This is a genomic window from Vogesella urethralis (assembly GCF_007644045.2).
GTDB lineage: Bacteria > Pseudomonadota > Gammaproteobacteria > Burkholderiales > Chromobacteriaceae > Vogesella > Vogesella urethralis.
On the sequence record NZ_VMDW02000057.1, the window covers coordinates 1 to 12,547 of the forward strand.

Here is a 12,547-nt window from a genome sequence, read left to right on the forward strand (position 1 = left end):
GGCTTGCTCATGACACCTCCTTGTAGGGCCTAGTGTGAGGCTCACGAGGTATCTAGGAAAGTGAGGGCGATTCAGCGCACCAAGCGCCGCGAGGCCTTGGCCCAACTCGACCGTCTCGCGCAGTCAATTTTTGTGGAGATGTTTGGGGACGCAAGTTCACACGAGCAGAAACCGCTCCAAGACTTGTGCGACCTAATCACGGATGGCACTCACCAGACACCGACTTACGCCGATGAGGGCGTAATCTTTCTATCTGCCAAGAACGTCACGAGCGGTGAAATTGATTGGGAGCAAATCAAGTACATCCCGCAGTCCCTGCATCTTGAACTACACCGCCGATTGGCCCCGAAGGTTGGCGACATTCTCTTGGCTAAGAACGGCACCACTGGCGTCGCCGCTGTTGTTGACCGTGACTGCATCTTTGACATTTACGTCAGTCTTGCGCTGCTCCGACCACGTGCCGATGTGCTGCCCAAATACCTGCTTGCGGCCATCAATTCACCAGCCTGCAAGAAACAGTTCAATGGCTCATTGAAGGGTATTGGTGTGCCAAATCTCCATCTTAAGGAAATTCGACAGGCACTCGTTCCAAACCCATCACAGGATGAACAACGCGAGTTCGTAAGGCGGATGGATGCGCTAGCCACGCTAAAGACAAATGGGCGCGCCGCACTTACCGAGGCGGAGTCACTATTTTCCTCCCTCCAACACCGCGCCTTCCGGGGAGAACTCTGACCATGCAGCAGCAAAACATCCCCATCGGCACCTTGGTGGACATGTACAAGCGCGGTGAACTACGCCTGCCGGAAATCCAGCGCCATTACGTCTGGCAGGGAACGCGGGTGCGTGACTTGCTGGATTCGCTCTACCGGGGCTACCCCAGCGGCTCCATCCTGATGTGGGAGACCGACGAACCGGTGCCGACCCGTGACTTCGCGATTGCACAGGAGTCCAACGCCTTTGCTGGCCGCAAGCTGTTGTTGGATGGTCAGCAGCGCCTAACCTCGCTGACGGCGGTGCTGAATGGTGAGCCGGTCTCGGTGCGCGGGCGCAAGCGGCCCATCGACATCCTGTTCAATCTGGAACACCCGGACGGGCCGCCGACCGACATCGTGGAGGTGGAGAGCGACGAACCTTCGCCCGTTACACCCGACGATGAGGTCAGCGACGAAGGTGACGAGGCGGAAGACGGTGAGCAGGGCCTGCAGGAGAAGCTGAACCGGCGCACTTTCGTGGTGGCCAGCAAGAACTTGGCTTCGCAACCGCAATGGGTGTCGGTCAGTGAGGTGTTCCGCACCGCCAACGATGCGGAAATCTTGGAGAAGGCCGGCATCGAGTCGTTCAAGGACCCGCGTTTCCAGAAGTATTCCGACCGGCTGAAGAAGCTGCGGGCCATCAAGGACTACCAGTACGTGGTGCATGTGCTGGAGAGGGCCATGAGCTACGAGGAAGTCACCGAAATCTTCGTGCGGGTTAACTCGCTGGGGGCCAAGCTGCGTTCGTCCGACCTTGCGCTGGCCCAAATCACCTCGCGCTGGCCCAATCTGCTGAAGGAACTGGAAGCCTTTCAGGAGGAATGCGAGCAAAGCTGGTTCACCATCGAACTGGGCCACTTGGTGCGCGCCATCGTGGTGTTCGCAACCCAGCAGTGTCTGTTCCGCACGGTGGCCAGCACGCCGGTCGAGAAGCTGAAGGAAGGCTGGAAGCAGGCGCAGGAGGGGCTGCGTTTCGCCATCAACTTCCTGCGCACCAATGCCGGCATCGAGGACGAATCGCTGCTGTCCTCGCCCATGTTCATTCATGTGCTGGCAGCGGTGAGCCGCATCAAGGACAACAAGCTGACGGCGGATGAACAGAACGCGCTGCTGCACTGGTTGCTGGTGGCGAATGCCCGTGGCCGGTACTCACGCGGTTCGACCGAGACCTTGCTGAACGAGGACTTGGCCATCCTGTTCCGGGGTGATGGCATTGGAGCGCTGATGGAGCCAGTGAAGCGCCAGTTTGGACGGCTGCACATTGAAGTGGGCGATTTGGAGAAGCGCGGCGTGAACAGCCCGCTGTTCTCGCTGGCCTATCTGGCATTGAAACATGCCGGCGCGAAGGACTGGTACAGCGGGCTGGGCCTGTCGCTCACCCATCAGGGCAAGCTGCACTTCATCCAGTGGCACCACGTCATCCCCAAGTCGCTGCTGAAGGAGCGCAGCTACGAGACCGGTGAAATCAACGAAATCGCCAACATGGCCTTCATCACCGGCCAGACCAACCGCCGCATCAGCAACAAGGAAGCGACCCAGTATCTGGTGGACATCGTAGAGAAGCAGGGCAAGGAAGCGCTGGAAAGCCAGTGCGTACCGACCGACCCTGCGCTGTGGTCTACCGAGGCTTACCGGGACTTCTTGGTGGTTCGGAGGGCGGCACTGGCAGCACGTATGAATGCATTCATACAGGAGAAGGCAAAGCTGCCTAGCTACCAAAAAGGATAAGCCACGATATATGCCTACGCTCTGCTGCTATGGCAAAAATAGACAGAGCCTCGGCCATGAAGTTAAAGCTAGCAACTCACATAAATTGCAATGGCATTAATTATGCTTTGGCAATAGAATTTCCAATTCTCAGCATAATCGTTGTCTGGAAAACTTATGAGCAACTTCAGCTTCCTACGGGCCGAGTGGACCTTCTTGCATGAGGCCGCCTACAAGGCTGAGCAAACAGTCCATAGCGACCCACGTACCGCCTGCTTTTACGCCCGTCGAAGCCTGGAGCTTGGTGTTGCTTGGCTGTTCGCCCACGACAAAGCCTTCAAGGTGCCTTATCAAGACAACCTGAGTGCCTTCATCTTTGAACCAAGCTTCCGCAAGCAAGTTGGTGAAGCTCTGTTTGCCAAGGCCAAGCTCATCAAAGACCTTGGCAACATGGCCGTGCACAGCAACAAGAAGGTATTGGAATCCGATGCGCTGTCTGCCACTCGTGAGTTGTTTCACTTCTGCTTCTGGCTAGCACGCAACTATGGACGTACAACACGTCCGGCCCCAGGACTAAGCTTCGCACCTGAACTATTACCCAAAGCAGCTAGCGTTCCGGCATTAACCCAGAGCCAGCTTCAGAAGCTGTCTGATGAACTCGCAGAACAGAATGCAGCGCTGTCCATCCTACGCAACGAGAAAGCTGAGCTCGATGCAGAGTTGCAGCAACTTCGTGCCGAGTTAGCCAAGGCCAAACAAGCTAATGCGGCAGAACCAGACAATCACGACTACTCCGAAGCAGAGACTCGCAAGGCATACATCGACCTGCTGTTACGCGAAGCCGGCTGGAGCCTCGACCCAGAAACAAACTTCGAGTTTGAAGTTATCGGGATGCCCAATAACGAAGGTAAGGGCTACGTCGATTACGTACTCTGGGGCAATGACGGCAAGCCGTTGATGTTGGTCGAAGCCAAACGTACCACCAAAGACCCGAATGTCGGTCAGCAACAGGCCAAGTTGTATGCCGACTGTCTGGAGCAGACGTTTGGCCAACGCCCCATCATCTTCTACTCCAATGGTTACGAGCATTGGATGTGGGATGATAAGTCTTATCCACCACGAGCAGTGCAAGGCTTCTACAAAAAAGACGAGCTGGAACTCTTGATTCAGCGCCGCAGCAGTCGCAAGAAGCTGGCGGAAGCTGTTATCAACTCCAACATCATCGAGCGTTATTACCAGACCCGTGCCGTGCGACGCGTCGGTGAAACCTTTGAAGTAGATAACCAGCGCAAATCACTGCTGGTGATGGCTACAGGCTCCGGCAAGACGCGTACGGTGATTGCATTGGCAGATGTACTGATGCGCAGCAACTGGGTCAAACGTATCCTGTTCCTGGCAGACCGTGTTGCGCTAGTCAATCAAGCGGTCAATGCTTTCAAGACGCATCTGCCTGATGCAGCACCCGTCAACCTGGTGACCGAAAAGAATACGGATGGCCGGGTCTTTGTTTCGACCTACCCCACGATGATGGGGCTTATCGACGAGACACTGAATGGGCAGCGCCGTTTCGGCGTAGGCCACTTTGACCTCATCGTCATTGATGAGGCACACCGTTCGGTCTACCAAAAGTACCGAGCCATCTTCGACTACTTCGACAGCATGCTGGTGGGGCTCACCGCCACACCCAAAGATGAAATCGACAAGAACACCTATGGGCTGTTTGACCTAGAAACCGGCGTGCCAACCGATGCCTACACTCTGGAGCAAGCGATTGCCGACAAACACCTGGTCAAGCCTGTTCCCATCTCGGTACCACTGAAGTTCCAACGCGAGGGCATCAAATACAGCGACCTGAGCGATGAAGAAAAGGAACAGTGGGACTCGTTGGATTGGAATGATGAAGGCACGGTGCCCGCTGAGGTAGACCCGGCGGAACTGAACCAGTGGCTGTTCAACATCGACACCGTAGACAAGGTACTCGAATTGCTGATGACCAATGGCCGGAAAGTGGCCGGCGGCGACTGCTTGGGCAAAACCATTATCTTTGCCAAGAACAACGACCATGCCAATTTCATTGCTGAGCGCTTCAACGCTAATTACCCGCAGTACAAAGGCCATTTCGCGCGCGTGGTGACCTACAAGACCGAGTACGCGCAAAGCCTCATCGATGATTTTTCGAAGAAAGACAAGATGCCGCACATTGCCGTTTCCGTCGACATGTTGGATACGGGTATTGATGTGCCGGAAGTGGTCAATCTAGTTTTCTTCAAGTCCGTCCGCTCAAAAACCAAGTTTTGGCAGATGGTCGGCCGTGGTACCCGGCTATGCAAAGACTTGTTCGGCCCCGGCGAAGACAAGAAGGACTTTTACATCTTCGACTTCTGCAGCAATTTGGAATTCTTCGGCCAAAATCCTGATTTCACCGAAGGTTCTACAACTGAATCACTATCTGCCCGGCTGTTCAAAGCTCGACTGCAGGTCATCCTTGAACTCGACAAGAAACTCAAGCTAGCCCAGAGCCCATCAGAAGACGAGCAACATCAGGATGCCTACTCTTTTACCGAGGAACAGCTGCGTAAAGATATCGCCGAGATGCTGCACGAGAAAGTCCAAACCATGAATGTGGACAACTTCGTCGTACGACCGCAGCGTCGTTATGTGGAGAAATTTGCAGATGCCAAGGCATGGACCCAGCTGGGTCCCAATGAAGTTGAAGAACTGAACTCCAAATTGGCAAACCTGCCATCCACCGTCAACGATGACGATGAAGAAGCCAAGCGTTTCGACATGCTGGTATTGCGTACCCAATTGGCCATCTTGCAGGCCAAACCGGAGTTCGCATCGCTACGTGAACGCATCCAGCGCATCGCCATCGAGCTGGAGGGGCAGATGGCTATCCCTGCCATCAAGACAGAAGCCGAACTGATTCAGGCACTGGCTAGCGATGAATGGTGGGAAGGCGTAACCGTTCCCATGCTGGAAACTGTTCGCAGGCGGTTGCGGGCGCTAATCAAGCTTATCCCGAAAGGCCAGAAGAAGGTCGTCTACACCGACTTTCAGGATGAGCTAGGCGACGCCGCCATCATCGACTTGCCGCAGGTAACTGCCGGTCTAAACATGAGTAAGTTCAAGGAAAAAGCACGCGTTTTCCTGAAGTCACATGAATCGCACCTGTCGCTGCAGCGCCTCCGTCGAAACCAGCCAATGACGGAAACCGATTTGAGTGAGTTGGAAAAAATGCTACTGGATGCAGGGGGCACACCGGCGCTGATTACAGAAGCTAAAGAGCAATCGCACGGCCTTGGGCTGTTTGTACGCTCCCTGGTTGGACTTGACCATGAAGCTGCTATGAATGCTTTCAGTGACTTCATCAGCGGTTCAACAGCAACCCCGAATCAAATTGAGTTCATCAACCTGGTGGTACAGGAACTGACCCAGACCGGTGTAATGGAGCCGGAACGCTTGTTCCAGTCGCCATTCACCGACATGAATGCCCAGGGGCCAATGGGTATTTTTCAACCAACCAAGGTAACGCAGCTTGTTGATGTGCTAGCTGAAATTAAGATGAGGGCAACTGCATAGATAATGCTGATAAGCATATCGGAAAACTGACTGGCAATATTTGGGTGGGGCCGGCTCCTTCAGGGGAGGACACCAAGGATACAAACCCCTGCCGTTTGTATCGAGAATTTTATCAAGCAGTCCGGCCCAGCCTGCTCCTGTTTTCCTTTACTTACCTGATAATTTCCACACCACAGTATAGGCACGACTAACGCCTACTTCTTGCCGTGGTAAATTTTTTTCACAAAATTGGTAGACAGCACATTCTTACCACAGCTCAGAACACATCTTGGTGCTTCAAGGGCAGCACCTAAACAGCCCGGGCATATCCCGGGCGATAGAGACCATGTTACCTGCCCATCTTTTCCCAAAGTCTCTCGTACACGAAATCGACACTTTTGATTCGCTGACTGACTGGCATGTTATAGCCTAGCGATACTAGGCGGGTATGTACTTTCAACACCTGGTCAAGGGTCAGGCAACAATGCGAGTCATGCAAAAATAGGTCTTGAACCTCTGACCAGATATTCTCCAACTCGGTTTCTAAGTAATTACTTCCTGATACGACGGTCTCAATACGAGACAAGTAGTCTGAAACACTCATCGATTGATGTCCTCTTGAGGCAGCACATGCTGCATCAAGGTATAGCGCACCAATGGCAATTGTTTCTACTGCAGCCAAAGCAATCAAGATATCTACACAGACAAAAGCCCAAGGCACGTTCAAGGTTCATGCACATGGACCCATCTACAAGCGGAAACGATTGACCCTTACCTCAGACAAGTCAATGATGTCCGACTGCAACGTCTGTTCTTCATCGCGAACATCTCTCGTCCAGACTTTAACTTCACGCATTCCTTCATCCTTCTTACGCTCTCGATAAGCTTTCTGACGTGCCGCTGCATTAGCATATTTGGCCGGGCGACCACGTTTTTTGGCTGGCAACTGCATACCAGCGAGTTCAAGGGTCTGATTGTCATGCAAGTCTTTCATTGTGCTGCTCCTAGCAGTGGGGATGCTAGGTATAGCTCCACAAAACGTGCATGTTCGTGACCAAATGGCCAGCCCTACTTTTTGTTACGAAATTACCGTAAAAACGTAACGCCGTTACAGATATCATAAAAATTTCACAACGGCGTTACGAAATTAGTCGGCAATAGATAACACCACCAAAAATCAAGCAGAATTAGATAACGGCGTTATGCAATTCTAAACAGCTGACCAGTCACACACCTCCTCATGACCTTCTGCAATTTTATAATTTATTTTCACGCCATTGCCTTAAAAATCACACCACCTCCCAATAGCCGCACAAAATATTCTCAATTCTATCAAAGATTAAACTTATCAATCGCTGCTTTTTAGAAGATAGTCAGCCCATTGCTGAAGTAACTTTCGACGCTCAGGCGCATAATCCCAACGATTATAGGCAGCACGTACTTTATTACCAGGCTCGTGTGCAAGACAGCGCTCAATTACATCTTTATCTTCGTTTCGCTTATTGAAGTAGGTGCTAAATCCGGACCTGAGCCCATGTGGCGTGCCCTCTCCTTTTAGTCCATGCCGGTTCATAAGATTATTTAAAGTATTACCCGCCATTGGTCTCATCGGATTTCGGCGATTAGGGAAAACATATGGAGAGGCATTATTGGAGTAGATTCGCCAATCCTTAAGTAACGCTACTGCTTGAGTAGATAATGGAACCCAGTGCGCCACCCCGGATTTCATTCGCACGCCCGAAATAAACCATTCGCCCTCATCCAAATCAAACTCATTCCAACGTGCAGATGTCGCTTCTGATTTACGACACACCGTCAACATAACCAGTTTAGTAGCAACGATAGTTTTCATCTCGCTATTTTTATCTTGAGAAAGACTTGTCATAAATTCGACAAGCGCATCTTCAAATATCGCAGGGTGATGCCTTACTGGCCTTCTCTTGATATTCCGGCGAGTCGGGCAAGGATTGCTTTCCAAAACTCCATCATCAATAAGCGACTCAAAAATTGCCATAAAATATTGACGCAAGTTACGCGCCACTTCCACAGCAGTTTTTTCTACCGGTTCAATAATTTCTACAATATTCCTCCGAGTAATCTCAGTTACTGCCTTAGGGAGGAGTGATTTCGCATACTTCTCAATTTCTCTTTTGCGCTGAGAGACTGTTTTTGAATCAAGGCCATTTTCGGTAGCTGCCATCCACTTTTCATACGCAGCTTTGAAAGTGTCAGTCTTCTTGCGGAGCTCATCTTGAGCGACTTTGCGACGCTCGTCCTGGCGCACTAGGTTGGGATTGAATCCTTGACGCACGAGGTCACGGGCAACATTGCGACGGCGCCTTGCTTCGCGCAGCGAAAGCGTCGTTGGATGGTAAACACCTATAGCATGCGTGCTTTCTTTCCCAAGTATCTTGAAGCGGTAGTGCCATAGCTTCGTACCGTTCGGCTTAACAACCAGATAGAGGCCGCCGCCATCCGAGAGCTTATCTCCAGGCTTGGCTTGCTTGACTTGAATGTCAGTGAGGTGATTTTCGCTTCTCATACTGAAACGATACCCGCTTTGATACCCGCCATCAACCTTGGCTGCAGTTAGACAACGGCGGACTTCATCAGACTAAAAACAAACACAACCAATTGTTTTTTAAACAAATAAAACGAAAATCCATACAACAACAGAGTTCACCAGACATCAATTGACGTTCCAGGTGGCAAGTTGCATGGCAGGTACTCCGGTAGATAACAGGCCGACACCTTAGCGCGCAGGCGGCTGGCTGGCAACGCGGCTAAAATCACAAACACCCCATCACAAAACAACGCCTTAAAACCGGCACTTAGCGCGACGCAGTGATTAATAAATTAGACACAAAACTTGCCAAGCCGCTGTTGGCCCCCCTAGAATGGCCAGGTCGTCATTACCGGATGTTCAAATTGCTTTCCCGCAAACCGCGTGTCAACGCGCCCCAAATGGGTACTCAGTGCCCGACCCAAGCCGCTCATCGCGGTCGCCTGGCCCCCCTGGCCCAAAGCTTTGCCCTGCGCACCCCAAGCTACGCCCATCGTCATAGCCTGAATGCTGCCGCCGAACCGGACACCCAGTCCGAACCGCCGCGTTAGCGCCCCTCGCTGCCTGCCTCGCTGTCAATACCCGATTTCTGTCTGCCACCGGCCCTGACCGGTAGCAGCGCATCGCCTTGCCGCCGCCCGCTTGCCCTGCTTGCAACCGTCCCCTGACGTTTGCCGCCTGCCTGCGCGTGGCGCCGGGGCAGAACGAGACATGACCATGGATTTTCACAACTGGATGATGTACCTGGGCACCATCGTGCTCTTGATGCTGGCGCCGGGCCCCGGCCCGCTGCTGACCCTGTCGCACGGCGCACAACACGGTGCCCGCGGCGGCATTCCCAATGCGCTGGGCTTTTCTGCCGGCGCGCTTACCCTGATGGCGCTATCGGCGCTGGGCATCAGCGCCCTGCTGTTCGCGTCGCCTACCGCGTTCAATATCGTCAAGATGTTGGGCGCCGGCTACCTGGTGTGGCTGGGTGTCACACTGTGGCGCAAGCCGTTCAGCCTGCAAGATGGTAGCGGCCAAAGCAGCACCCGGCTGTGGAGCGGCTTCCGCCCGGCCTTCCTGCTGGCCGTCAGCAACCCGGAAGACACCGTGTTCTTCTCGGCGCTGCTGCCACGCTTTCTCGACCCGGCGCGCGAGCTGTGGCCGCAGTACCTGACGATGGCCGCAACCTGGGTGGTGGCCGACATGGTCATCGCCGTGATGTTGGCCGCCGCCGGTGGCCGCCTCGGTGGCTGGCTGGCACACGGCCAGCGCCTGCAGCGCTTTTCGCGCACCTCGGGCGGCCTGTTCGTGCTGGCCGGCGTGATGCTGGCCGCCGTACAGCGCTGATCGCGGCACTGCGGCCAACTTGCAGTAAAAAAAATGCCCCCGCGCTGGCGGGGGCAAACACAGTCAAGTTCGCTCGCTGTCGTGTCTGGGTGACATACAGGTAAAGCTGGGAGCACCGCAGGCGGAACTTGGTTCCCGCCGCACCGGCTTTTTGTCAGGCCACTGGGTAGACGCTGACCTCGATCAGGTTCTGGTCCGGATCGAGGAAATACACCGACTGGATCGCGCCTTGCGCACCGGTCTTGGCCACCGGCCCTTCGACAATCTCCACGCCCTCGGCCTGCAGATGGGCCACCACCTGCGACAGTGGCCAGTGCGTAATCAGGCATAAATCGCCTGACCCCACCCCAGCACGGTTGCGTGGCTCCTGCCCAAGCAGCTGCAAATTGATCTTCTGCTGGCCAAAGTGCAATGCGCGGCGGCCGTTGGCAAAGGTCACCGCCTCCATCAGCAATACTCGGCTGTAAAAAGCAACCGATGCTTCGATATCGGTAACAGTCAGTACCACGTGGTCGATATGGCTGATCATGACAGGCTCCGGCATGGGTAACGATGCCCCATGCTACACGCACGGCCACCGCGACAGCCAGCTTCACGCGCCCCTCCTCCCACCCCGCACTTGCCCCGACGCCACCAGCGCCCCTGGCCTGCCCGCCCGCCACAGTTTGCGCTAACGCAAATGCCAGCCATCTCACACTGGCCTGTGTGCCCAAACTGGGTAAAATAAAATTAACTTTCAAATGAACACCATCATCTAAAAGTTAGCGTTTAATATAAGACATGGCACCGTCACGGCGACAGGTGCCGTCCCCTTGGGAAGACCATCATGCGCGCCTTGTTTACCGCCCTCCTGCTGCCGCTGCTGCTTAGCGCCTGCCTGGGCGCGGGCGGGGCCGGCAGTCAGTGGCAAGCGCCAGCCTCCCCCGTAGCGGCCAGGAGCCGGGTGGCAGAAGACCTGCCGCGCCTGCTGACGTTCTCGCTGGAACAGCCTGCCGTCAGCGCGGTGATCGATGACGCGCGACGCACGGTCATCGTGACGGTACCTGCCTATACCTCGCTGAATGGCCTGGTGGCCAACTTCCGCGCCAGCACGGACAAGGTGCTGGTAAACGGTCAGCCGCAGTTCAGCGGCCAGAGCGCGCTCGATTACCAGCTGGCGCAGGAGTTCGAACTGCGCAGCGCGCAGGACAGCAGTTACTACCAGGTACAAGTACGCGAAGCCAGCCGGCTGACCCTGCAGCGGGCCACGGGAACCCTGAAACTGGGGAGTGAACAGGCGATGATCCAGGTACAGGACCTGGGTGGCGGCGCGCTCAGCGTGGACGTGAGCGGCAGCAGCCAGTGGCACGGCGATTTCCAGTTGCCGGCGCATACCCCGCGCCTGAGCCCCGGCAGCTACCCGGATGTCGCCCCCTACGCCCAGCAGGACGCGGCCGGCGGCATGAGCTGGCACGAAAACGGCCGCAGCTGCCAGCAAACCGGGGCCAGCTTCAGCATCCAGCAGGCGGTTTTCCAGCAACAACAACTGGTGCAACTGGACCTGCGCTTTGACCTGCATTGCGCCGATGACAGCCAGTCGCTCAGCGGCGAGCTGCACTGGCTGGCAAGCTAGGGCATACCGTCACGGACGCGGCGGTAGCTGGCTGAAGAAAGCCCAGAACGTGGCATTGGCATCCAGCGCCTGGCTGGGGCCAGCCTTGCCGCGCCGCGTGGTACCACCCCCCGGCCAACTGTGGCCACCGCTAGCTGTCACACACAGCTGCACAGCACCACCCGCCGCACAGCCGTCATAGCGCTCGCAGTAGGCGCCGGGCACCGCCAGGCTGCGCTGCGCATGCGGCAGGCACCGGTTGTACTGTTGCCAGTGCTGGACAGTAGCAGGCACCGAGCGGAAGTCGGTCACCTTGCTGTCGTCGCGAAAGGCACCCGGCCCGGCCCCACCGTCAAACAGCACATGGTCATCGTCCTGCGCATGGATATGCAGCACGGCCAGCGGTTGTGATGGCTGGCAAAGCCGGGTATTGTCGGTGCCGGCGACCGACGCGATACCGGCAAACACATCGGCGGCCTCGCACGCCAGCCGGTACGCCATCATGCCGCCGTTGGACATGCCCACCGCGTACACCCGGCCTGGCGTCACCGCGTAATGCTGCTGCACCCAGGCCACGACGGCACGCAGAAACGCCACGTCGTCCACCGCTTGGTCGCGGGCCTTGCCACAGCAACGCCCGGCGTGCCAGGTAGCCAGCTTGTCGCCCACGGCGCCGGTACCGTTGGGCAACACCAGCAGGTAGCCACTGGCGTTGCTGTGGCGGATCAGCCCGTAGCGACGGTCATCCGCCATCCAGTCCATGCTGCCGCCGCCACCATGCAGGGCCATCACCAGCGGCATCGGCTGTTGCGGCTGGTAACCGGGTGGTACGTGCAGCAGAAAGCGCCGCCCGTTGACGGTTAGCGACTGCGTCTGCCCTGCCTGAGACACCGTGGCAAGCGGCGGCGGCGCTTGGCGGAACGCCTCCCGCAGCGGGCCGGCACGCACCTCGTCAACGCCCAACACGCCATAGCACCAGGCCAATGCCAGGCTCAGCGTCAACAACAGGAAACGGACAAAACGCAGCATGGTAGC

The 12,547-nt window shown here is 55.8% G+C and carries 9 protein-coding genes; 5 read left to right on the top strand and 4 right to left on the bottom strand.

Annotated features, from left to right (window positions below):
* Window positions 1–96 precede the first annotated feature (96 nt).
* The 3 genes from FLQ03_RS03860 (at window position 97) to FLQ03_RS03870 (ending at window position 6,044) form a co-directional block, all read left to right on the top strand.
* Window positions 97–735 (top strand): restriction endonuclease subunit S, encoded by a 639-nt coding sequence (locus FLQ03_RS03860; RefSeq protein WP_206210851.1) that lies wholly within the window; start codon window positions 97–99, stop codon window positions 733–735.
* Between the two features lie 2 nt (window positions 736–737).
* Entirely contained in the window at window positions 738–2,483 is a 1,746-nt protein-coding gene (locus FLQ03_RS03865; RefSeq protein WP_144372716.1) for a GmrSD restriction endonuclease domain-containing protein, read from the top strand.
* A 156-nt stretch (window positions 2,484–2,639) separates the two neighbouring features.
* On the top strand, window positions 2,640–6,044 hold the full coding sequence (locus FLQ03_RS03870) for a DEAD/DEAH box helicase family protein (RefSeq protein ID WP_144372717.1): 3,405 nt from the start codon (window positions 2,640–2,642) through the stop codon (window positions 6,042–6,044).
* A 727-nt stretch (window positions 6,045–6,771) separates the two neighbouring features.
* Here the strand turns inward: FLQ03_RS03870 and FLQ03_RS03875 are convergent.
* Window positions 6,772–7,017 (bottom strand): hypothetical protein, encoded by a 246-nt coding sequence (locus FLQ03_RS03875; protein ID WP_144372718.1) that lies wholly within the window; start codon window positions 7,015–7,017, stop codon window positions 6,772–6,774.
* Between the two features lie 354 nt (window positions 7,018–7,371).
* Window positions 7,372–8,565 carry a tyrosine-type recombinase/integrase gene (locus FLQ03_RS03880; RefSeq protein ID WP_144372719.1) on the bottom strand — a complete coding sequence of 398 codons (1,194 nt, stop codon included), beginning with the start codon at window positions 8,563–8,565 and terminating at the stop codon, window positions 7,372–7,374.
* Between the two features lie 738 nt (window positions 8,566–9,303).
* Between FLQ03_RS03880 and FLQ03_RS03885 the strand changes: the two genes are divergently transcribed.
* The gene (locus tag FLQ03_RS03885; RefSeq protein WP_170252301.1) at window positions 9,304–9,921 is read left to right on the top strand and encodes a LysE family translocator; all 618 of its coding nucleotides are present in this window, start codon (window positions 9,304–9,306) and stop codon (window positions 9,919–9,921) included.
* Window positions 9,922–10,075: 154 nt separating this feature from the next.
* On the opposite strand, the gene FLQ03_RS03890 is transcribed toward FLQ03_RS03885, so the two are convergent.
* Window positions 10,076–10,450 carry a VOC family protein gene (locus FLQ03_RS03890; RefSeq protein WP_144372721.1) on the bottom strand — a complete coding sequence of 125 codons (375 nt, stop codon included), beginning with the start codon at window positions 10,448–10,450 and terminating at the stop codon, window positions 10,076–10,078.
* Between the two features lie 297 nt (window positions 10,451–10,747).
* Here FLQ03_RS03890 and FLQ03_RS03895 point away from each other — a divergent pair, with 297 nt between their 5' ends.
* Window positions 10,748–11,533 carry a hypothetical protein gene (locus FLQ03_RS03895; protein ID WP_144372722.1) on the top strand — a complete coding sequence of 262 codons (786 nt, stop codon included), beginning with the start codon at window positions 10,748–10,750 and terminating at the stop codon, window positions 11,531–11,533.
* A gap of 9 nt (window positions 11,534–11,542) precedes the next feature.
* Here the strand turns inward: FLQ03_RS03895 and FLQ03_RS03900 are convergent, their stop codons facing one another.
* The gene (locus tag FLQ03_RS03900) at window positions 11,543–12,541 is read right to left on the bottom strand and encodes a CE1 family esterase (RefSeq protein WP_144372723.1); all 999 of its coding nucleotides are present in this window, start codon (window positions 12,539–12,541) and stop codon (window positions 11,543–11,545) included.
* Between the last annotated feature and the right edge of the window lie 6 nt (window positions 12,542–12,547).

What these genes read in the sequence shown, in the direction of transcription:
- FLQ03_RS03865 (WP_144372716.1), top strand. Translation starts at nt 738, where the DNA reads ATGCAGCAGCAAAACATCCCCATCGGCACCTTGGTGGACATGTACAAG.
- FLQ03_RS03875 (WP_144372718.1), bottom strand. Translation starts at nt 7,017, where the DNA reads ATGAAAGACTTGCATGACAATCAGACCCTTGAACTCGCTGGTATGCAG.
- FLQ03_RS03900 (WP_144372723.1), bottom strand. Translation starts at nt 12,541, where the DNA reads ATGCTGCGTTTTGTCCGTTTCCTGTTGTTGACGCTGAGCCTGGCATTG.
- FLQ03_RS03880 (WP_144372719.1), bottom strand. Translation starts at nt 8,565, where the DNA reads ATGAGAAGCGAAAATCACCTCACTGACATTCAAGTCAAGCAAGCCAAG.
- FLQ03_RS03870 (WP_144372717.1), top strand. Translation starts at nt 2,640, where the DNA reads ATGAGCAACTTCAGCTTCCTACGGGCCGAGTGGACCTTCTTGCATGAG.
- FLQ03_RS03890 (WP_144372721.1), bottom strand. Translation starts at nt 10,450, where the DNA reads ATGATCAGCCATATCGACCACGTGGTACTGACTGTTACCGATATCGAA.
- FLQ03_RS03895 (WP_144372722.1), top strand. Translation starts at nt 10,748, where the DNA reads ATGCGCGCCTTGTTTACCGCCCTCCTGCTGCCGCTGCTGCTTAGCGCC.
- FLQ03_RS03885 (WP_170252301.1), top strand. Translation starts at nt 9,304, where the DNA reads ATGGATTTTCACAACTGGATGATGTACCTGGGCACCATCGTGCTCTTG.